This is a genomic window from Billgrantia ethanolica (genome assembly GCF_021404305.1).
GTDB lineage: Bacteria > Pseudomonadota > Gammaproteobacteria > Pseudomonadales > Halomonadaceae > Halomonas > Halomonas ethanolica.
Map to the genome: position 1 here is coordinate 709,108 of NZ_JABFTX010000002.1, position 19,813 is coordinate 728,920.

Consider the following 19,813-nt stretch of genomic DNA (forward strand, 5'->3'; position numbering starts at 1 on the left):
CGTTCGTTCGTCGGACAATGCTGCAATGCACAAGTGCGAGCATTGTCAACCTGCGGCGATATGTCTCGATGTAGTAGTAAAACTACAAGAACTTCGGTCAAAGTTCTCGTTTCCCGATGGCTTCCTTTTTGCCATAATGGCGCCCGCTTAATGGCCGATCGCCTCATTACAAGACGGCATGCATCCGCACAGGGACGATCGGAAACGCAACGCAACGGCGTATCGACGCCTGGCACACGAGAGAGAACCGGCCGCAAGGCCCAGGAAACGACATGACCACATCCCAAGCCGCTCCTCAAGCACACGTCAATCTCAGCAGCGCCGAGCTCATCGAGCGTGCCGTGGCACGCGGAGAGGGCCACCTGGCCGCAAACGGCGCCTTGGTGGTGAACACCGGCCTGCGCACCGGTCGTTCGCCCAAGGATCGCTTCATCGTCGACGAGCCCACTACCAGCGGCGACATCGACTGGGGCAGCGTCAACCGTCCCTTCGATGCCGGCAAGTTCGATGCTCTCTGGGCGCGTGTCGAGGACTACCTGAACAGCGCCGACCGCTTCGTTTCCGAACTCCACGTGGGCAGCGACCCGACCCACTACCTGCCGGTGCGGGTGACCACCGAGACGGCCTGGCACAACCTCTTCGGTCGCACCATGTTCGTGCGCCCCGAGGGCTACAATCCAGCGGCGAAAGAGGAGTGGACCATCCTCAATGCGCCCCACTTCGAGTGCGACCCGAATCGTGACGGCACCAACTCCGACGGCACCGTGATCATCAACTTCGCCCAGAAGAAGGTGCTGATCGCCGGCATGCGCTACGCCGGCGAGATGAAGAAGGCCATGTTCTCGGTACAGAACTTCCTGCTGCCGGCCTCCGACGTGCTGCCCATGCACTGCTCGGCCAACGTCGGCGAGGACGGCAATACGGCGCTGTTCTTCGGCCTTTCCGGCACCGGCAAGACCACGCTCTCCGCCGACCCGGCGCGTTACCTGATCGGCGACGACGAGCACGGCTGGGGCCCCGGCACCGTGTTCAACGTCGAGGGCGGCTGCTATGCCAAGTGCATCGACCTCTCCGAGAAGAACGAACCGGTGATCTGGAGTGCCATCAAGTTCGGCACCGTGCTCGAGAACGTCGTGCTCGACGACCGTCGCGAGCCCGACTATACCGACGACAGCCTGACCCAGAACTCCCGCGCCGCCTATCCGCTGGAGCACGTGGACAAGCGCGTGCCGGAGAACCGTGCCGGCGAGCCCAATGCCATCATCTTCCTGACCTGCGACATGTCCGGCGTGCTGCCGCCGGTGTCGGTGCTCTCTAAAGAGGCGGCGGCCTACCACTTCCTCTCCGGCTACACCGCCAAGGTGGGTTCCACCGAGATGGGCTCTTCCGAAGGCCTCTCGGCGACCTTCTCCACCTGCTTCGGGGCGCCGTTCTTCCCGCGCCCGGCACGTGTCTACGCCGACCTGCTGATCAAGCGCGTCGAGGCCAAGGACGCTCAGGTCTACCTGGTCAATACCGGCTGGACCGGCGGTTCGTACGGTGAAGGCGGTTCGCGCTTCTCCATCCCGACCACTCGCGCCATCATCAGCGCCATCCAGTCCGGCGTGCTGCGCGAAGTCGAGACCAAGCGCATCGAGGGTCTCAATCTGGAGGTTCCGGTTGCGGTGCCTGGCGTCGACTCGAGCCTGCTCGACCCGCGCGATACCTGGGAAGACCAGGCCGCCTATGACCGCAAGCTGCGCGACCTGGCCGCCAAGTTCGTCGACAATTTCAAGAAGTTCGACGGCGTCAGCGAAGCCATCGTCAAGGCCGGGCCCAGCCTGACCTGAACCCGCGCTTCCTGCAGCGGTCTGAACGGGGAAGAGGCTTGTGCCTCTTCCCCGTTTCGTTTCATGGGCATGCTGTGGCAGGCGCAGGGGGGCAAATCAGATGAAACGTCGTCACTTTCTTGGAGTTCTGGGCGCCGGCAGTGCCGCCTGGCTGCTGCCTGGAGTCGGCTGGGGGTTCCCGAGGCTCAGCCTCGAACCGGCGCCGGGCCTCGAGCGAATCGAGCTGTCACGAGACGAATGGCGCGAGCGTCTCACGTCCGAGCAGTTCGAGATCCTTCGCGATCACGGCACCGAGCCGCCGTTTTCGAGTCCGCTCGACAAGGAGTGGCGCGATGGGGAGTACCGCTGTGCCGGCTGCGATCTGCCGCTGTTCGAGAGCGCCATGAAGTACGACTCGGGCACCGGCTGGCCGAGCTTCTTCGATCACATCGAGGGGCATCTGCTCAGCCAGCTCGATTTCAGCCTGATCTGGCCGCGGCGCGAATACCACTGCGCCCGTTGCGGTGGCCATCAGGGCCATGTCTTCAGCGATGGCCCCGAGCCTACCGGCCTGCGCTGGTGCAACAACGGCCTGGCGCTGACCTTCGTGCCGGCGGCTACCTGAAGCCCTCGACGATGTGCTGCGCCAGCCCATCCACCGCCGGTGAGCTGGCCTCGGGCGAGCGCAGCAGCACGATGGAGCCGTCCGGCAGCGGGGGCAGGCCGTCTGCCTCGTCGAGCACGCGCATTCCGGGGGTGACCAGGCTCTTCATCAGGGCGGAGACGGCAAGCCCGGCGCCCACCACCGCCTGCAGCGTGGCCAGGCTGGGGCTGGAGTAGGCGATGCGATACTGACGTCCGGCGCGGGTCAGGGCGTTGCAGGCGTGCCTTCGGCAGAAGCAGGGCTCCTCGAACAGCGCCAGGGGCAGCGGCGACTGGCGATGCACCGGATGACTCTCCGCCACCACCCAGACCGTCTCCTCACGGCGTAGGATGGTGCCGATCTCCTGACCCACCTCGCGGGTCACGATGCTCAGATCCAGACTGCCCTGCTGGCGCCCGAGCAGCTCCGAGGAGGGGGCGCACTGCACCTCGACGTCAACCAGCGGCCAAGTCTGCGAGAACGATTTCAGAATGCCCGGCAGAAAGCGCATGACGAAGTCGTCGGGCACGCCGATACGCACCCGTCCCACCATGTCCGGCTCACGCAGCATGTTGAGCGCCTCGCCCTGCAGCGCGAGGATGCGGCGGGCGTAGCCGAGTAGCGTGGTGCCTTCGCTGGTCAGGTGCATCTGGCGCCCCTGGCGCTCGAACAGCGGCCGCTGGATGACGTCCTCCTCGAGCCGCTTGATCTGCATGCTGACGGCGGACTGTGTGCGGTTGACCGCCTGGGCCGCGCGGGTGAAACCGCCGTGGTCGACGATGGCGACGAAGGTGCGCAGCAGTTCATGGTCGATGGTGTGGAGCATGGCCGTTTTTCCCAGCGGTTGGGCAGATTATTCCATCAAGCAATGTGATGGTGGGCATAACAACTATTCGTTGGATTGATTTTAGCGCCTCGCCGAGACTTTCTCCATCGCATCATCGGCAGGAGGAAGCAACGCATGAATATGAAGGCAAGGATCAACCCTGAAGACGTCTTGCCCCACGGTGAGCCCAGCTTACGAAGCCGCTTACGTGCCATTCTCGAGGTTTGGCGCTGGGCGCGGCGCATGGATCGCCTGGTGCAGCTGCGCCACCAGCGCAGTCAACTGCTCGAGCTCAGCGACCACCAATTGCGTGACATCGGCCTGACCCGGCACGAGGCGGCTCGCGAGGCCCGGCGTCACTTCTGGGACGACATCGGCTGGCGGCGCTGATCCTGGCGGCGAGGGCGTGGCGTTTGTGGTACCTTGGCGCGATCTTTCGCTGTCGCAATATCAAGGAAGTCATGGACGCCACGACCCGGATCATTTCGCGCCTCGCCGAGGAACTCGCCGTTCGCCCGCAGCAGGTCTCCGCTACCGTGGAACTGCTTGATAGCGGCGCTACCGTGCCCTTCATCGCCCGCTACCGCAAGGAGGTCACCGGCGGCCTCGACGACACCCAGTTGCGCAACCTCGACGAACGCCTGCGCTACCTGCGTGAGCTGGAGGAGCGCCGGGTCGCCGTGCTTGCCGCCATCGACGAACAGGGCAAGCTGACACCGGAGCTGGCGGGGCAGATCCAGGCCGCCGATACCAAGCAGCGTCTGGAAGATCTCTACCTGCCGTACAAGAAGAAGCGCCGCACCAAGGCCCAGATCGCCCGTGAGTCCGGCCTCGAGCCGCTGGCCGATGCGCTGCTGGCCGATCCTACCCTCGACCCCGAGAGCGAGGCCGCCAACTATCTGCGCCCCGCCGAGGGCGACATTCCGGCTATCGAGGACGCCAAGGCGGCGCTGGACGGCGCGCGCCAGATCCTCATGGAGCGTTTTGCCGAGGATCCCGAGCTGGTCGGTGCGCTGCGCGAGCGGCTGTGGAACGAAGGCGAGCTCAGCGCCCGGGTGATTGCCGGAAAGGAGCGCGAGGGCGCCAAGTTCTCCGACTACTTCGAGCACGACGAGGCGCTGGCCAAGACGCCGTCGCATCGCGCGTTGGCGATGTTCCGCGGGCGCAACGAGGGCGTGCTGACCCTGGCCATCCGCCTGCCCGGCGAGGACGAGGCGCTGGTCCATCCCGCCCAGGTGGCCATCGCCAGGCATTTCGACATCCGTGACGAGGGCCGTGCCGCCGATAAGTGGCTGGCCGACGTGGTGCGCTGGACCTGGCGGGTCAAGCTCTACACCCACCTCGAGACCGAGCTGATGGGGCGGTTGCGCGAACGCGCCGAGCTCGATGCCATCGAGGTCTTCGCCGCCAACCTCAAGGACCTGCTGCTGGCCGCTCCGGCGGGGCAGAAGGCGACGCTGGCCATCGACCCGGGCCTGCGTACCGGCTGCAAGGTGGCGGTGGTGGACGCCACCGGCCAGTTCCTCGAGCACGCCACGATCTTCCCCCATGCGCCTCGCAACGCCTGGAACGAGTCCCTGGCACTGCTGGCCAAGCTGGTGGACAAGCACGACGTGGCGCTGATCGCCGTGGGCAACGGCACGGCCAGCCGCGAGACCGACAAGCTGGCCGGCGATCTGCTCAAGCTGTTCGCTGGAAAAAAGTCACTCTCCAAGGTGATGGTCAGCGAGGCCGGCGCTTCGGTCTACTCGGCTTCGGAGTATGCCTCCCGCGAGCTGCCCGAACTCGACGTCACCATCCGCGGCGCGGTCTCCATCGCCCGGCGCCTGCAGGATCCGCTAGCCGAGCTGGTCAAGATCGAACCGAAGTCCATCGGCGTGGGTCAGTATCAGCACGACGTTTCGCAGCTGCAGCTGTCGAAGAGCCTGGAAGCGGTGATCGAGGACTGCGTGAACGCCGTCGGCGTCGATCTCAACACCGCTTCCAGCGCGCTGCTCTCCAGGGTGGCCGGTCTCAACCCGGCGCTGGCCGAGGCCATCGTCGCCCGGCGCAATGCCGAGGGCGCCTTCGCCAGCCGCAAGCAGCTGCTCGACGTCAGCCGCCTGGGGCCCAAGACCTTCGAGCAGTGCGCCGGCTTCCTGCGCATCATGAACGGCGACAACCCGCTCGATGCCAGTGCCGTGCACCCCGAGGCGTACCCGGTGGTGGAGCGTATCGCCAGCCGCAGCGGTCGCCCGGTGGCCAGCCTGATCGGCGACAGCGCCACGCTGAAGACGGTCAAGCCTGCCGAGTTTGCCGACGAACGCTTCGGTGTGCCGACCATCAGCGACATTCTCAAGGAGCTCGACAAGCCGGGCCGCGACCCGCGCCCCGAGTTCAAGGCCGCCGAGTTCCGCGAGGGAGTGGAGACGCTCAAGGACCTGGAGCCGGGCATGATCCTCGAGGGCAGCGTGACCAACGTCACTCACTTCGGTGCCTTCGTCGACATCGGCGTGCATCAGGATGGCCTGGTGCACATCTCGGCGCTGTCGGACAAGTTCGTCGAGGATCCGCGCTCGGTGGTCAAGGCCGGCGACATCGTCAAGGTCAAGGTGATGAGCGTGGATCTCGAGCGCGCACGCATCGGACTCTCCATGCGGCTCGACGATCAGCCGGGCGAGACCGAGGGCGGCAGATCGTCGCGCGCCAGCCAGGGCGAACGGCGTGGCGGTCAGGGCAAGGCCCCGCGCAACAACGCGCCCCGCGAGCAGTCTCAGTCCAACCAGATGGGGGCGCTGGGAGCGGCGCTGCTCAAGGCCAGAAAGGGCAAATCTTGATCCTGGCGCCTGTGTCGCCATACTCTCGACATCATTGGCGTGTTAGGCCGTCGTAGGCGGCCGGCATGCTTCGACCGAGAGGCCCGTTGAAGGCCTCCTAGACACGGGGTCCACGCCTTGTCTGAAAATTACACTGCTACCGTTACACGCCTCACCGAGCTGGCGGCTCAGGGTCGCTTCGGGCGCCTGCGCCGCGGCCTGGAGAAGGAGGGGTTGCGGGTCGATGGCGCGGGGCGTATCGCCGCCACGCCGCACCCCTACGCGCTGGGCTCCAAGCTGACGCATCCGCACATCACCACGGATTATTCCGAGGCGCTGCTGGAGTACATCACGCCGGTGTACTGCCGCCCCGGCGATGCGGTCGACTTCCTCGCCGACCTGCACCGCTTCAGCTACCGCCATCTGGGTGAGGAGCTGATCTGGCCGGCCAGCATGCCGGCTCGTCTCGATGGCAACGACAGCGTGATCATCGCCGACTACGGCAGCTCCAACGTGGGTACCATGAAGCACGTCTACCGCAAGGGGCTCGACGTACGCTACGGTCGCATCATGCAGGCCATCGCTGGTATCCACTACAACGTTTCGCTGCCCGACGAGCTGTGGACGCTGCTGCGCGAGCGCGATGGGGCCCAAGACGTCGATCTCGACGATTACCGCTCCAGCCGCTATTTCGGCCTGATCCGCAATTTTCGCCGTCACAGCTGGCTGCTGCTCTACCTTTTCGGTGCCTCGCCGGCGCTCGACCGCAGTTTCCTGCCCGAGGGCAACATTCCCGACAAGCTGCACGCGCACGGGCGCGATACCCTGGTGTCGCCCTATGCCACCAGCCTGCGCATGTCCGATCTCGGCTACCAGAATAAGGTGCAGGCGCAGCTGAAGATCTGCTTCAACTCGCTGGCCAACTATGTCGGTACCCTGCGCCATGCCATCCAGACGCCGTGGCCCGCCTACGAGGCGCTGGGCGTGCGCCGCGGCAGCGACTGGCAGCAGCTCAACGCCAACATCCTGCAGATCGAGAACGAGTACTACAGCGACATCCGCCCCAAGCGCGTCACCCGTCACGACGAGACGCCGAGCCAGGCGCTGGAGGCGCGCGGCGTGGAGTACATCGAAGTACGCTGTCTCGATCTCGACCCCTTCCTGCCGCTGGGTATCGACGAGGCGCGGCTGCGCTTCATCGACGCCTTCCTGGTGTGGTGTCTGCTGGCCGAGAGCCCTTGGATTCCGGATGACGAATGCGACCGGCTTGACGACAACCGGCGTCTGGTCGTCGAGCGCGGCCGCGACCCCGAGCTCAGGCTGATGCAGAACGGGCGGCAGCGCAGCGTGGCCGATTGGGGCGGAGAGATTTTCGCCGAGATCGCTCAGTCCGCCGAGCTGCTCGATGCGCTGGAAGAAGGCACGCCCCACGCGGACGCCGTCGCCTCGCTGGTCCCCTGGCTCGAGGACCCATCGCTGACGCCCTCCGGCCGGCTGCTGGCGCGGCTGGAGTCGACCGGGGAGGAGTTCATCGAGGCCATCCTCGCCCTCGCCGGTGAGCATGCCGAGCGGTTTCGCCGGGAGCCCATCGGTCCGGCACGAGCGGCCAACTTCGAACAGCTGGTCGGCACTTCGCATCAGCAGCAGCGCGATATCGAAGACGCCGATGCGCTGCACTTCGACGCATTTCTCGATGATTACTTCGCCAACGCCCGTGAGCCGCGGGTGGCCATGGCGAGTCAGGGAGGCAGATGATGCCCGAAACATTGCGGCGCCTCTCCGTGCGCCAGTGGAGCCTGGCCGGACTGGCCTTCTGCACCTTGATGATGGGCGTCGCTCTGGGCCTGGAGCACATCGGCGGCCTCGAGCCCTGTCCGCTGTGCATCTTCCAGCGGGTCGCCGTGCTGGCGGCGGCTGCGGTATTCCTCGTGGCCGCCATCCACAACCCCCGCGGACGAGTCGGGGCCGCGATCTACGGCGGTCTGTCGCTGGCCGCGGTGCTGGGCGGTATCGGCGTGGCCTGGCGCCACCTGTGGTTGCAGTCGCTGCCGCCGGACCAGGTGCCGAGCTGCGGTCCCGGTCTCGACTACATGATGGACATCCTGCCCATGCGTGACGTGGTGAGCATGGTGCTCTCCGGCTCCGGCGAGTGCGCCGAGATCGACTTCCTGCTACTGGGCATCTCGCTGCCGGGCTGGACGCTGATCGGCTTCGTGATCCTGGCCGTGGCGCCGCTGGGCATCCTGCTGGGCGCCTTTCGCCAGCGCCGCCCGAGCCTGAACGGTCGCCATCGCCCGGCGTGACCGAAGTGAAATGACACAACAAGAATAAGGAAACACATGCTCTATCGTGACTTCGTCTCTCAGGAAGCCATCGACCGGGAATACGATCCCATGCGCGGCCGCGACCCGGCCGCACTGCTTGGCGACTGGCAGGCACGCAGCGACGCGCTGCGTGAGCGCTGTCGCGTCACCGAGAACGTTGCCTTCGGGCCGACCCTGGCCGAACGCATGGACGTCTACCACGCCGGGACCGAGAACGCGCCGCTGCACCTGTTTCTGCACGGTGGCTACTGGCGCTCGCTGGGCCATCGGGAGTTCGGCTTCGTGGCCGAGGGGTTGGTGGAGGCGGGCATCAACGTGGCGGTGGTCAACTATGCGCTGTGCCCGACGGTGGCGTTCGGCGAAGTGGTGAGGCAAGCGCGCGCCGCGGTGGCCTGGGCGTATCGACATGGCGCATCGCTGGGTGTCGATCCGTCACGGCTCAGCGTCTCCGGCCACTCCGCCGGGGGCCACCTGACCGCCATGCTGCTGGCCACCGACTGGCAGGGTGAGTACGGCCTGCCCGACGATCTGCTCGAAGGTACCCTGTGCATCAGCGGACTTTATGACCTGCGGCCCTTCCCCTGGTCGTGGCTGCAGCCCAAGCTGCAGCTCACCGGCCGCGACGTGCAGGCCTATAGCCCGCTGTTTCTGCCCTGTCGGGTAGCCGCGCCGGTGCATCTGGTCGCGGGAGGCGAGGAGTCCATGGAGTTCGCCCGTCAGATGCATGCCCATGCCGAGCATCTCGAGGCCCAGGGCATGGCGGTGAGCGCCGAGCTGTCACCCGGCGACGATCATTTCTCCATTCTCGACCACTACGCATCGGGCGGACGGTTCGTTCAGCGTATCGCGGCCTTTCACGGCGGCTGATCAAGCCTCGGGAACGACGGCGGTCGCTTCGATCTCCACCTTGGCCCGGTCCTCGATCAGATCGGCTACCTGGACCATGGTCATGGCCGGGAAGTGCTTGCCTATCACCTCGCGATAGGCGGCACCCACCTCCTTGAGCCGGGCCAGATACTCCTGCTTGTCGGTGACGTACCAGGTCAGCCGCACCAGGTGTTCGGGGCCGGCACCGGCGACCTGGAGCACCTCGACGATATTGGCCAGGGCCTGGTGTACCTGGGCGACGAAATCGTCGCTTTCGAAGACCTGATCGCCGTTCCAGCCGATCTGGCCGCCGACGAAGATCGTGCGGCCGCTGGCGAGCACGCCGTTGGCATAGCCCACGGCGGCCTTCCAGTGAGAAGGGTGAAGCAGCTGGTGGGAGATGGCGTCATTCATCTTGATATCCTTGTTGGCAGTCCTGGGCGAAGTGCCGGCGCATATCGTCGGGCCAGGGCAGGGGGCGGCCACTGTCCAGACCGACGAACACCAGGGTGGAATGGCAGGTCAGGCGCGGTTCGCCGTTGCAGTGGGCCAGGGTGCACAGGGTCAGGCTGGTACGTCCGACGTCACGCAGCGTGAGTTCGAAGGTGAGCGTCTCGCCCAGCCGGCTGGGGGCATGGAAGTCGGTCTCGATGTGCGCCGTGGGCACGCCGGTGCGGCTCTCCACGTGGAGCCGGTTGAAGTCGTGGCCTACCCGTTCGGCGAAATAGTCTTCCACCACCGAGTTGAGCATCTCGTAGTAGCGCGGGTAGAACACGATGCCCGCCGGGTCGCAGTGCTGGAAGCGCACCTTGCGCTGGGTGACGAATGGCATGGCGGCTTCCTCTCAAACGCCCAGGTAGCGGTCGCGCAGACCGTCGTCGAGTGCCGCTGGCTGCCCCGTCCATACCGTGCGCCCTTTCTCCAGAATGGTGCAGCGGTCGGCCACCGGCAGCAGCTCGGCCAGCGACTTGTCGACGATCAGGGTCGACTGGCCCTGAGTCTTGAGCTCGCGAATGGCGGCCCAGATCTCGTGACGGATCACCGGGGCGAGCCCCTCGGTAGCCTCGTCGAGGACCAGCAGCCTGGGGTTGGTCATCAGCGCGCGACCGATGGCGAGCATCTGCTGCTCGCCGCCGGAGAGGGTGCGCGCCATCTGGGTACGCCGCTCGGCCAGACGCGGAAAGAGCTTCTCCACCCGTGCCTGGCTCCAGTAGCCGGGGCGCGCCGTGACCACCAGGTTCTCGCGCACCGAGAGGTTGGGGAAGCAGCGCCGCCCCTCGGGCACCAGGCCGAGGCCGGCCTGGGCGATGCGGTACGACGGCAGGCGGCGCAGATCGTGGGATTCGAATGTGATGCTGCCGCTGCGCGCCGGGGTGAGGCCGAAGATGGAGCGGATGGTGGTGGTCTTGCCCATGCCGTTGCGCCCCATCAGCGCCACCATCTCGCCGGCCTGGACGCTCAGGTCGACGCCGAACAGCGCCTGGGAGGGGCCGTAGAAGGTCTCGATCGCGGTGACGTTCAGCATGTCGCCTCTCCCAGGTAGGCTTCGCGGACTTGCGGGTTGGCACGGATCGCGGCGCTGTCGCCCTGGGCGATCACGCCGCCGGCCACCAGCACCGAAATGCGGTCGGCCAGGCGAAACACGGCGTCCATATCGTGTTCGATCAGCAGGATTGGTACCTCGTGCTTGAGCGCCTCGAGCAGCTCGGTGAGATGCGCCGTGCCCTCCGGACCCAGTCCGGCCATGGGTTCGTCGAGCAGCAGTACCCGGGGCTTGAGCGCCAGCGCGCAGGCCACTTCCACCTGACGGCGTTCGCCGTGGGAGAGTTCGGCCACCTGGGTGTCGGCGCGGTGGGTGAGTGCCATGCGTTCCAGCGCCTCCAGCGCCGGGACCAGCAGGCTTTCGTCGCGCTGCACCGGCTTCCAGAAGCGGAAGCTATGACCCTGCAGCGCCTGTACGGCGATCATCACGTTGCGTTTCACCGATAGCGGCTCGGCCAGCGACGAGACCTGGAAACTGCGCCCCAGCCCCAGCCGGGCCCGCTGGGCCACGCTGAGTGAGGTGATCTCCTGGCCGGCCAGCACGATACGGCCGGAGTCGGGTTTCAGGCTGCCGGCGATCTGGCCGATCAGGGTCGACTTGCCGGCGCCGTTGGGGCCGATCAGGGCATGGATCTCGCCGGGGTACAGGTTCAGCGAGACGTCGCGGGTCGCCTGCAGCGCACCGAAGCGCTTGTTGAGATCGATGAGCTCGAGCACGGTATCACTCATGACGCTCCCTCCCGGCCAGCCAGCCCATCACGCCATGCTTGGCGAACAGCACCACGAACAGCAGCACCAGGCCGAGGAAAAGCTGCCAGTACTCGGTCATGCCGCCAAGCAGCGTCTCCATCATCACGAACAGCAGCGCGCCGGCCAGCGGCCCGTAGAGTCGGCCCACGCCGCCGAGTATCACGATCACCATCAGTTCGCCGGACATGTGCCAGCTGAGCATGGTGGGGCTGACGAAGCCGTTGAGGTCGGCATACAGCGCTCCCGCCAGTCCGGTGATCATTGCCGAGATGACGAAGGCGACCAGGCGAATGGGATAGGGCGAGATGCCGGCGGTGGCCAGGCGCGTGTCGTTGAGTCGCGCCATGGTCAGCGCGGCGCCGAAGCGCGACTTCATGATCCGCGAGGTGAGGGCGAGCGAGAGCACGAGCCCGCCGAAGCAGATCAGGAAGAAGGTCAGGGCGTCGTTGGTGTCTACCCACGGCAGGCCGTTGCGCAGGAAGATCGGTAGGCCGTCCTCACCGCCGTAGGTGGGCCAGGAGTTGGCGAAGTAGTACATCATCTGGGCGAAGGCCAGGGTGATCATGATGAAGTAGACCCCGGTGGTGCGCAGCGAGATGGCACCGATGGCCAGCGCCAGCAGGCCGCACAGCAGGATCGCTGCGAGCCAGATCACCAGCATGCTGTCGCTGCCGGGAATGGCGATTGGCCAGCCGATCACCGGGGTGAAATCGAAGGCGTGATAGGCGCTGATGCCGGCCACGTAGCCGCCCAGACCGAAGTAGGCGGCGTGGCCGAAGCTGACCATGCCGCCGTAGCCGATGGCCAGGTTGAGGCCCACTGCGGCCATGGCGATCAGGGTGATGCGCGAGGCCAGATTGACGTAGTAGATGTGCCCCAGGAAATAGAGCGCCAGGGGTGCCAGCAGCAGGAAGGCCAGCAGGCCGATCTGCACCAGTCCCTTGCGGTCGTACCAGCTGGCCGCCGGTGTCGGCAGCCCCGGCTGGGGTGCGAGCGTCGAGGTGTTGGACTTATTCATTGGCGGCAAACAGTCCCTTGGGTTTGAAGGCGAGAATGGCGGCCATCATGATGTAGATCAGCATGGCGGCGATGGCCGAACCGACGCCGGCGGCCTCCGAGGGGCTCATGAACTGGCGGAAGAAGGCGGGCAGGAACACTCGCCCCAGGGTATCCACCACGCCGACCAGGATGGCGCCGTACAGCGCCCCCTTGATCGAGCCGATGCCGCCGATCACGATCACCACGAAGGCCAGGATCAGCACCGGTTCGCCCATGCCCACTTGCACCGACTGCAGCGCACCGACCATGGCGCCGGCAAGGCCGGCCAGCGCCGCGCCCATGGCGAACACCAGGGTGTAGAGACGGGCGATGTTGACGCCCAGCGCACCGATCATCTCCCGGTCGCTCTCGCCAGCACGGATGCGCATGCCGAGTCGGGTACGGGTGATCAGGAAATACATGCCTACCGCCACGGCCACCCCCACGGCGATGATCACCAGCCGGTAGATGGGGTAGCGCAGCCCGCCGGGCAGCGTGACCGAGCCCGACAGCATGGCCGGCGGGTTGAGCCACAGCGGCGAGGAGCCGAACACCCAGCGCGTGCCCTCGGAGAAGATCAGGATCAGGGCGAAGGTGGCCAGCACCTGGTCCAGGTGCGGACGGTGATAGAGCCGGCGGATCACGATCAGCTCCACTAGAGCGCCGACCGCGGCGGCCACGGCGATGCCCGCGACCAGGCCGACGAAGAAGGAGCCGGTGGCGGCGGTCACCAGCGCCGTGGCGTAGGCGCCGACCATGTAGAAGGAGCCATGGGCCAGGTTGATCAGGCCCATGACCCCGAACACCAGAGTCAGGCCGCTGGCCATCAGGAACAGCATGGTACCGAGCTGTAGGCCGTTGATGAGCTGTTCGATGAATAATGTCATGAAGCGTCAACCGTGAAAGGCAAGGAAGGCGCCGCCGAACCCTTGGCCCGGCGGCACTGGCGTTGCGTCACATCTGGCACTGCTCGTGATAGATGTCCTGGATGTCCTCCACGGCGATGCCGACCAGACGGTTGGTGGGCTGGCCGTCGTCACCCTCGACCACTTCACGCACGTGGATGTCCTGGATCGGATGGTGGTTGGGGCCGAACCGGAACTTGCCGCGCACCGTGTCGAAATCGGCTTCGCGCAGGGCTTCGCGGAAGGCGTCCTGATCGCTCGGGTGGGCCTTCTCCAGCGCACTCAGGATCAGGTTGGCGGTGTCGTAGCCCTGGGCGGCATACAGCGTCGGCATGCGACCGTAGGCCTCGCGGAACGCCTCGACGAAGGTGTGGTTGGCCTCGTTGTCGAGATCGTAAGCCCACAGCGAGGTGTTCATGGCGCCGATGGCGGCGCTGCCTACCGCCTTGATGATGGTCTCGTCGAAGGAGAAGGCGGCACCGAACACCGGCAGGTCGACGCCGGAGTTCTCCCACTGCTTCATGAACGAGATGCCCATGCCGCCGGGCAGGAAGAAGAACAGGCTGTCGGCGTCGCTGGCGCGGATACGGGCGATCTCGGCGGCGTAGTCGGTCTGCCCCATCTGGGTGTAGATCTCGTCGACGACCTCGCCTTCGTAGAGATGCTTGAAGCCGGCCAGGGCGTCGGTGCCGGCGGGGTAGTTGGGCGCCAGCAGGATGGGCCGCTCGAAGCCCTGTTCGCGCATGTAGGCGCCCATGGCCCCGTGCAGGTTGTCGTTCTGATAGGCGACGTTGAAGTAGTTCTCGTGACACATGCGCCCGGCCAGGTCGGAGGGCCCGGCGTTGGGAGAAATGTAGAAGGTACCCTGGCGGACGGCCGCCGGCACCACCGCCATGGCCAGATTGGACCAGATGATGCCGGTGAGGATGTCGACGTTGTCGCGCTGCATGAACTCGTTGGAGAGGCTGCGTGCCAGATCGGGACGGTTGGCATCGTCCTGGATCAGCACCCTCACATCGTTGCGTCCCGAGCGCTCCATGGCCAGCATGAAACCGTCGCGTACGTCCACGCCCAGGTGCGAACCGCCGCCGGAGAGCGTGGTGATCATGCCGATTCTGACCTCATCGGCCTGAACCGCCGTCATGCTGGCGGTCATCAGCAGGCCGAGGCCAAGGCTAGCTAGTCTCTTCATGGGGATACCCTCTTCGTTCTCGTTTTTGTTTCCTTGGCGCAACGTGTCCAGCGCCTCGTTAGGTTGGCCTGTCAGCCATGGCTGTCGGGCCGATTTCGCCGTCAGTCTGATCCACCGCCGGGCCTTCCGATGTCCGGCCATCGAACGCCCGGTCATCACTCGCCTGGCTCCGGCATCAATTGCCTGGCTCGGTCATCAATTGCCTGGCTCGGTCATCAATTGCCTGGATAGTGCTCCTGACGCAGCCGGAAGCGCTGCACCTTGCCGGTGGCCGTCTTCGGCAGCGCCTCGACGAAGCGCACCGAACGCGGATACTTGTAGGGGGCGATGCGCTGCTTGACGAACGTCTGCAAGCGCTCGACGCACTCGGCATCCGGCTCGACCCCGGGAGACAGTACCACGAAGGCCTCGACGATCTGCCCACGCTCTCCATTCGGTGCGCCGATTACGGCACACTCCGCCACCGCCTCGTGGGCCAGCAGGGCGGCTTCCACCTCGGGACCGGCAATGTTGTAACCCGCCGAGACGATCATGTCGTCGTTGCGGGCGGCGAAGTGGAAGTAGCCCTCCTCGTCCTGAACGAAGGCATCACCGGTGATGTTCCAACCGTTGATCACGTACTTGCGTTGACGTGCATCGTCCAGATAGCGACAGCCCGTGGGGCCGCGCACCGCCAGACGTCCCACCTCCCCGCGGGGCAGCTCGTTCATCTCGGCATCGACGACCTTGGCCTCGTAGCCGGCTACCGGCTTGCCGGTGCAGGCCGGGCGATGGTCGTCCAGATGGTTGGAGATGAAGATGTGCAGCATCTCCGTGGCCCCGATGCCGTCGAGGATCGGCTTGCCGGTCTTCTCGATCCATTCATGGTAGATCGGTGCCGGCAACGTTTCGCCGGCCGAGACCGCCAGGCGCAGGCTGTCGAGTTCCTCGCCGCTTTCGAGCGAGGCGAGCATGGTGCGATAGGCGGTGGGGGCAGTAAATACGACGGTGGCACGATGCTCGCGGATGATCTCCATCATGTTGGGCGGCGTGGCCTTCTCCAGCAGTACTGCGCTGGCGCCGAAGCGCAGCGGGAAGATGGCCAGCCCGCCGAGGCCGAAGGTGAAGGCCAGCGGCGGCGAGCCGACGAAGACGTCGTCCGCACTCACTTGCAGCACCTCGCGGGCGTAGCCGTCGGCGATGATCAGCAGGTCGCGATGGAAATGCATGGTGGCCTTGGGCTGGCCGGTGGTGCCGGAGGTGAAGCCGAGCAGGGCGACATCGTCGGCGGCGGTGGCGACCGCCTCGAACTCGGTGGGCTTGTCCAGCGCCAGGCGGTCGAGTTCGGCGTCATGGTTGGCGGTGCCGTCGAAGCCGACGACCCGTTCGAGGAAGGCACTCTCGGCGGCGCAGGCCTCGAGTTCCTCGAGCAGACGGGTGTCGCACAGGGCCAGAGCGATCTCGGCCTTGTCGACGATCTGGGCCAGTTCGCCCGCACGCAGCATCGGCATGCTGTTGACCACCACCGCCCCGGCCTTGGTCGCGGCCAGCCAGCAGGCGACCATGGCCGGGTTGTTGGCCGAGCGGATCAGCACCCGGTTGCCGGGGCGCACGCCGAGCTCTTCTACCAGCGCATGGGCCAGGCGGTTGCTCCACTCGGCAAGTTCGCGGTAGCTGCGTCGTCGGCCGTTGCCGATCAGCGCCACGCGCTCGCCGTGGCCGCGCTCGAGCCAGCGGTCGCAGAGCTCCACCGCGGCGTTGAGCCGCTCGGGATAGTCGAAGCCGTCGAGCCTGAGCTCGGGCCATTCATGCACGGGAGGCAGGTTGTCCCGGGCAAAGGTATCGGCATGAGCCGACGGTGTGTTCATGACCATTCTCCGTACGTCGTTGTTGTTGTTCGGCGCGGAAGCGTCGACAGGGGATACGGGTCTGGCTGGTGTCTCGTCGCTTTGGTTATTGGTCTTGTTGCTCAGTTCGTGCCCGGTCGGTTCTCCGCCAGTGCGCTGCGGGCGATAACTACTTTCTGCACGTCCGAGGCGCCCTCGTAGATGCGCAGCGCGCGGATCTCGCGATACAGGCTCTCGACGATGTGGCCCTTGCGCACGCCGTCGCCGCCATGCAGCTGCACCGCCTTGTCGATCACCTGCTGGGCGCGGTCGGTGGCGTAGAGCTTGGCCATGGCCGCTTCGCGGGTGACCCTCTCGGCGCCCATGTCCTTGGTCCAGGCGGCGCGATAGACCAGCAGCGCGGCGGCGTCCACGTCCAGCGCCATCTCGGCCAGGTGGCCCTGCACCATCTGCAGGTCGGCCAGGCTGGCGCCGAACAGCTCGCGGTTCCTGGCACGATCGAGCGATTCGTCCAGCGCGCGGCGGGCGAAGCCCAGCGCGGCGGCGCCCACCGTGGAGCGGAACACGTCGAGCACCGACATGGCGATGCGAAAGCCCTGGCCGGGCTGGCCGATCATGGCGCTGGCCGGCAGACGCATGTCGCTGAAGCCGAGCCGCGCCAGCGGATGCGGCGAGATCGTCTCCAGCCGTTCGCGGATCTCGAGCCCCGGCGTATCGGCCGGTACCAGGAAGCAGGAGAGTCCCTTGGCCCCCGGCCCCTCGCCGGTGCGGGCGAACAGGGTATACACGTCGGCGATGCCGCCGTTGGAGATCCAGGTCTTCTCGCCGTTGATGCGGTAACCGTCGCCGTCGCGTTCGGCCAGGGTGTCGAGCTGGGCCACGTCGGAGCCGGAGCGCGGCTCGCTCAGGGCGAAGGCGGCCAGCGCCTCGCCGCGGCGGGTCCTGTCCAGCCACTGCTTCTGCTCGGCGCTGCCGAACAGGCTGATCGCGCCGGTGCCCAGGCCCTGCATGGCGAAGGCGAAGTCGGCCAGGCCGTCGTGGCGGGCCAGGGTCTCACGGATCAGGCACAGGCTACGCACGTCGATGCCGTCCCCCGCGGTGCCCTCGAGGAAGCCCGCCCGGCCCAGGTCGCGCACCAGTTGAATGCAGGTGGCGTCGACGTCGGCGTGGTCGCGGGGCAACTCGCGCTGGCACCATGCTTCCAGGCGCTTGGCCAGGTCGCGATGGCGGGCCTCGAAGAAGGGCCAGTCGAGAAAGCTCGTATCGCTCATCAATCCCCCTCGAAGACCGGCTTCTGTTTGGCGGCGAAGGCGCGGTAGGCGCGCTCGAAGTCGCGGGTCTGCATGCAGATCGCCTGGGCCTGTGCCTCGGCCTCGATGGCCTGCTCCAGGCTCATCGACCACTCCTGGTTGAGCTGGGTCTTGGTGATGCCGTGGGCGAAGGTGGGCCCCTGGGCCAGACGGGTGGCGTAGGCGATAGCTTCTGCTTCCAGCGCATCGGGCTCGACCAGGCGATTGTAGAAGCCCCATTGATGGCCCTCTTCCGCGCTCATGCTGCGTCCGCTGTAGAGCAGGTCGGCGGCGCGGCCCTGACCGATGATGCGCGGCAACATGGCGCAAGCGCCCATGTCGCAGCCGGCCAGGCCCACCCGGGTGAAGAGAAAGGCGGTGCTGGCCCGGGGCGTGGCGAAGCGGATGTCCGAGGCCATGGCGATGATCGCGCCGGCACCGACGCAGACGCCGTCCACCGCGCTGATCACCGGTTTTCCGCAGTTGATCATCGCCTTGACCAGATCACCGGTCATGCGGGTGAATTCGAGCAGGCCCTTCATGTCGCGACCCACCAGCGGGGCGATGATCTCGTGGACGTCGCCGCCGGAGCAGAAGTTGCCGCCGTTGGCGGCGAACACCACGGCTTTCACGTCCTCGGCGTAGACCAGATGGCGAAAGGTATCGCGCAGCTCGGCGTAGCTGTCGAAGGTGAGCGGATTCTTGCGTTCGGGGCGGTCGAGGCGGATCACCGCCACTTCGCCCTCCATGCGCCACAGGAAATGCCTGGGCGTCAGGTCGGCCAGTTTCATGGTCGTGCTCCCGTGTCGGCCGGCAAGCGGTGCAGCAGCTCGCCGATGTGGTGGGCATCCTCGGCATCGACGCCATCCAGTAGTTCGTTGACCCAACCCTCGTGGGCCTCGGCCATGACGGTGAAGGCGTCGCAGCCGGAGGAGGTGAGGCGTACCCGGGTGGCGCGGCGGTCCCCTTCGATGGCGATGCGCTCCACCAGGCCGTCCTCGGCCAGGCGGTCGACGATGCCGGTGACGTTGCCGTTGGAGACGCGCAGCCGCTTGGAGAGCTCGTTCATCTTCAGCCCCTCGCGGTCGCGATAGAGCGCGGCCATGACGTCAAAGCGCGGCAGGGTGGAGTCGAACTCCAGGCGCAGCTTCTCGCGCAGCGCCGCTTCCACCTGGCGGGTCACTCTGAGCATGCGCAGCCACAGGCGCAGGCGCTCCTTGCTCAGGGCGTCGGATTTTGCCGTTGGTGCGCTCATGTCTCGCCTCCCGAAATGGAGATCGCCTGGCCGTGGATGGCGCTACTGTGCGGACCGCACAGCCACAGCGCGGTGGCGGTGACCTCGGCGGGCTGGATCAGCCTGCCGCTGGGATTGGTCGACTGCAGGTGGGCGCGGGCCTGCTCCACCGTCTGCCCGGTCTTGGCCACGATGGTGGCGATGCTTTCATCCAGCAGCGGGGTCTCGGTAAAGCCGGGGCACAGTGCGTTGACGGTGATGTCGCGTCCCGCCACTTCCTGGGCCAGGGCGCGTACCAGGCCCACCACGCCATGCTTGGCGGCGCAGTAGGGTGCCACGTAGGGGTAGCCCTTGAGCCCGGCGGTGGAGGCCACGGCGATCAGCCGGCCGCCCTCGCGCACGTGCTTGAGGCCCTCGCGCAGGGTCAGGAACACGCCGGTCAGGTTGACGTCGAGCATGCGCTGCCACAGGTCGAGCCCGGTTCTGGCCAGCGGCGCGCTCTCGGCGGCCCCGGCATTGGCGATCACGATATCGACCTCGCCCAGGCGCTCGAACAGGGCGACCATATCGGCCTCGCGGGTTACGTCGGCGACGGCGGTAGCGATGTTGGGATGGCGATCGGCCAAGGCGTCGAGCGCAGCGATGCGCCGTCCGGTGATGGTGACCTCGGCGCCGGCCTCGGCGAAGGCCAGCGCCATGTCGGCACCGATGCCGCTGCCGCCGCCGGTGATCACCGCGCGTTTGCCTGCGAGGGGAGGCAGGGTCGTGTTCATG

Annotated in this window: 20 protein-coding genes; 7 read left to right on the forward strand and 13 right to left on the reverse strand. The window is 66.5% G+C overall.

Features of this window, described 5'->3' with window-relative positions:
- Positions 1–272: 272 nt before the first annotated feature.
- Positions 273–1,829, forward strand: coding sequence for a phosphoenolpyruvate carboxykinase (locus HOP53_RS12055; protein ID WP_234270265.1), 1,557 nt, complete (start codon positions 273–275; stop codon positions 1,827–1,829).
- Positions 1,830–1,929: 100 nt separating this feature from the next.
- Entirely contained in the window at positions 1,930–2,433 is a 504-nt protein-coding gene (gene msrB / locus HOP53_RS12060) for a peptide-methionine (R)-S-oxide reductase MsrB (RefSeq protein ID WP_234270266.1), read from the forward strand.
- Here the strand turns inward: msrB and HOP53_RS12065 are convergent.
- Positions 2,426–3,277: a LysR substrate-binding domain-containing protein gene (locus HOP53_RS12065; protein WP_010627193.1), complete on the reverse strand. Its 852-nt coding sequence runs from the start codon at positions 3,275–3,277 to the stop codon at positions 2,426–2,428. The genes msrB and HOP53_RS12065 overlap by 8 nt on opposite strands.
- Before the next feature lie 135 nt (positions 3,278–3,412).
- Between HOP53_RS12065 and HOP53_RS12070 the strand changes: the two genes are divergently transcribed.
- From HOP53_RS12070 to HOP53_RS12090, 5 genes are all read left to right on the forward strand, one after another.
- Complete coding sequence (locus tag HOP53_RS12070; protein WP_234270267.1) at positions 3,413–3,667, forward strand: DUF1127 domain-containing protein; 255 nt, start codon at positions 3,413–3,415, stop codon at positions 3,665–3,667.
- 71 nt (positions 3,668–3,738) lie between these two features.
- Complete coding sequence (locus HOP53_RS12075) at positions 3,739–6,093, forward strand: Tex family protein (protein ID WP_234270268.1); 2,355 nt, start codon at positions 3,739–3,741, stop codon at positions 6,091–6,093.
- Positions 6,094–6,210: 117 nt separating this feature from the next.
- Positions 6,211–7,827 (forward strand): glutamate--cysteine ligase, encoded by a 1,617-nt coding sequence (gene gshA, locus HOP53_RS12080; protein WP_234270269.1) that lies wholly within the window; start codon positions 6,211–6,213, stop codon positions 7,825–7,827.
- A complete protein-coding gene (locus HOP53_RS12085) occupies positions 7,827–8,375 on the forward strand; it encodes a disulfide bond formation protein B (RefSeq protein WP_234270270.1) in 549 nt (182 codons plus the stop codon). Before gshA ends, HOP53_RS12085 begins: the two co-directional genes overlap by 1 nt.
- Positions 8,376–8,411: 36 nt before the next feature.
- On the forward strand, positions 8,412–9,263 hold the full coding sequence (locus tag HOP53_RS12090; RefSeq protein WP_234270271.1) for an alpha/beta hydrolase: 852 nt from the start codon (positions 8,412–8,414) through the stop codon (positions 9,261–9,263).
- Here HOP53_RS12090 and HOP53_RS12095 read toward each other — a convergent pair whose 3' ends face one another.
- From HOP53_RS12095 to HOP53_RS12150, 12 genes are all read right to left on the reverse strand, one after another.
- Positions 9,264–9,677 carry a RidA family protein gene (locus HOP53_RS12095; protein ID WP_234270272.1) on the reverse strand — a complete coding sequence of 138 codons (414 nt, stop codon included), beginning with the start codon at positions 9,675–9,677 and terminating at the stop codon, positions 9,264–9,266.
- Entirely contained in the window at positions 9,670–10,095 is a 426-nt protein-coding gene (locus tag HOP53_RS12100) for an acyl-CoA thioesterase (protein ID WP_234270273.1), read from the reverse strand. The genes HOP53_RS12095 and HOP53_RS12100 overlap by 8 nt, the downstream gene beginning before the upstream one ends.
- Positions 10,096–10,107: 12 nt before the next feature.
- Positions 10,108–10,788, reverse strand: coding sequence for an ABC transporter ATP-binding protein (locus tag HOP53_RS12105; RefSeq protein WP_234270274.1), 681 nt, complete (start codon positions 10,786–10,788; stop codon positions 10,108–10,110).
- Entirely contained in the window at positions 10,782–11,534 is a 753-nt protein-coding gene (locus HOP53_RS12110; RefSeq protein WP_234270275.1) for an ABC transporter ATP-binding protein, read from the reverse strand. Before HOP53_RS12110 ends, HOP53_RS12105 begins: the two co-directional genes overlap by 7 nt.
- On the reverse strand, positions 11,527–12,573 hold the full coding sequence (locus HOP53_RS12115) for a branched-chain amino acid ABC transporter permease (RefSeq protein ID WP_234270276.1): 1,047 nt from the start codon (positions 12,571–12,573) through the stop codon (positions 11,527–11,529). Before HOP53_RS12115 ends, HOP53_RS12110 begins: the two co-directional genes overlap by 8 nt.
- Positions 12,566–13,480: a branched-chain amino acid ABC transporter permease gene (locus HOP53_RS12120; RefSeq protein ID WP_010627204.1), complete on the reverse strand. Its 915-nt coding sequence runs from the start codon at positions 13,478–13,480 to the stop codon at positions 12,566–12,568. The genes HOP53_RS12115 and HOP53_RS12120 overlap by 8 nt, the downstream gene beginning before the upstream one ends.
- Before the next feature lie 67 nt (positions 13,481–13,547).
- Positions 13,548–14,690 (reverse strand): ABC transporter substrate-binding protein, encoded by a 1,143-nt coding sequence (locus HOP53_RS12125; RefSeq protein WP_234270277.1) that lies wholly within the window; start codon positions 14,688–14,690, stop codon positions 13,548–13,550.
- Between the two features lie 215 nt (positions 14,691–14,905).
- Entirely contained in the window at positions 14,906–16,537 is a 1,632-nt protein-coding gene (locus tag HOP53_RS12130) for a benzoate-CoA ligase family protein (RefSeq protein WP_234270278.1), read from the reverse strand.
- A gap of 101 nt (positions 16,538–16,638) precedes the next feature.
- Entirely contained in the window at positions 16,639–17,787 is a 1,149-nt protein-coding gene (locus HOP53_RS12135) for an acyl-CoA dehydrogenase family protein (RefSeq protein WP_234270279.1), read from the reverse strand.
- Positions 17,787–18,596 (reverse strand): enoyl-CoA hydratase family protein, encoded by an 810-nt coding sequence (locus HOP53_RS12140; RefSeq protein ID WP_234270280.1) that lies wholly within the window; start codon positions 18,594–18,596, stop codon positions 17,787–17,789. Before HOP53_RS12140 ends, HOP53_RS12135 begins: the two co-directional genes overlap by 1 nt.
- Positions 18,593–19,060, reverse strand: coding sequence for a MarR family winged helix-turn-helix transcriptional regulator (locus HOP53_RS12145; RefSeq protein ID WP_234270281.1), 468 nt, complete (start codon positions 19,058–19,060; stop codon positions 18,593–18,595). Before HOP53_RS12145 ends, HOP53_RS12140 begins: the two co-directional genes overlap by 4 nt.
- Positions 19,057–19,812 carry an SDR family NAD(P)-dependent oxidoreductase gene (locus HOP53_RS12150; protein WP_234270282.1) on the reverse strand — a complete coding sequence of 252 codons (756 nt, stop codon included), beginning with the start codon at positions 19,810–19,812 and terminating at the stop codon, positions 19,057–19,059. Before HOP53_RS12150 ends, HOP53_RS12145 begins: the two co-directional genes overlap by 4 nt.
- Between the last annotated feature and the right edge of the window lies 1 nt (position 19,813).

Coding starts and splice junctions, on each gene's coding strand:
- HOP53_RS12065 (WP_010627193.1), bottom strand. CDS start 3,277: ATGCTCCACACCATCGACCATGAACTGCTGCGCACCTTCGTCGCCATC.
- HOP53_RS12105 (WP_234270274.1), bottom strand. CDS start 10,788: ATGCTGAACGTCACCGCGATCGAGACCTTCTACGGCCCCTCCCAGGCG.
- HOP53_RS12075 (WP_234270268.1), top strand. CDS start 3,739: ATGGACGCCACGACCCGGATCATTTCGCGCCTCGCCGAGGAACTCGCC.
- HOP53_RS12090 (WP_234270271.1), top strand. CDS start 8,412: ATGCTCTATCGTGACTTCGTCTCTCAGGAAGCCATCGACCGGGAATAC.
- HOP53_RS12085 (WP_234270270.1), top strand. CDS start 7,827: ATGCCCGAAACATTGCGGCGCCTCTCCGTGCGCCAGTGGAGCCTGGCC.
- HOP53_RS12150 (WP_234270282.1), bottom strand. CDS start 19,812: ATGAACACGACCCTGCCTCCCCTCGCAGGCAAACGCGCGGTGATCACC.
- HOP53_RS12055 (WP_234270265.1), top strand. CDS start 273: ATGACCACATCCCAAGCCGCTCCTCAAGCACACGTCAATCTCAGCAGC.
- HOP53_RS12095 (WP_234270272.1), bottom strand. CDS start 9,677: ATGAATGACGCCATCTCCCACCAGCTGCTTCACCCTTCTCACTGGAAG.
- HOP53_RS12110 (WP_234270275.1), bottom strand. CDS start 11,534: ATGAGTGATACCGTGCTCGAGCTCATCGATCTCAACAAGCGCTTCGGT.
- HOP53_RS12135 (WP_234270279.1), bottom strand. CDS start 17,787: ATGAGCGATACGAGCTTTCTCGACTGGCCCTTCTTCGAGGCCCGCCAT.
- HOP53_RS12120 (WP_010627204.1), bottom strand. CDS start 13,480: ATGACATTATTCATCGAACAGCTCATCAACGGCCTACAGCTCGGTACC.
- HOP53_RS12140 (WP_234270280.1), bottom strand. CDS start 18,596: ATGAAACTGGCCGACCTGACGCCCAGGCATTTCCTGTGGCGCATGGAG.
- HOP53_RS12115 (WP_234270276.1), bottom strand. CDS start 12,573: ATGAATAAGTCCAACACCTCGACGCTCGCACCCCAGCCGGGGCTGCCG.
- HOP53_RS12130 (WP_234270278.1), bottom strand. CDS start 16,537: ATGAACACACCGTCGGCTCATGCCGATACCTTTGCCCGGGACAACCTG.
- msrB (WP_234270266.1), top strand. CDS start 1,930: ATGAAACGTCGTCACTTTCTTGGAGTTCTGGGCGCCGGCAGTGCCGCC.
- HOP53_RS12125 (WP_234270277.1), bottom strand. CDS start 14,690: ATGAAGAGACTAGCTAGCCTTGGCCTCGGCCTGCTGATGACCGCCAGC.
- HOP53_RS12145 (WP_234270281.1), bottom strand. CDS start 19,060: ATGAGCGCACCAACGGCAAAATCCGACGCCCTGAGCAAGGAGCGCCTG.
- HOP53_RS12100 (WP_234270273.1), bottom strand. CDS start 10,095: ATGCCATTCGTCACCCAGCGCAAGGTGCGCTTCCAGCACTGCGACCCG.
- HOP53_RS12070 (WP_234270267.1), top strand. CDS start 3,413: ATGAATATGAAGGCAAGGATCAACCCTGAAGACGTCTTGCCCCACGGT.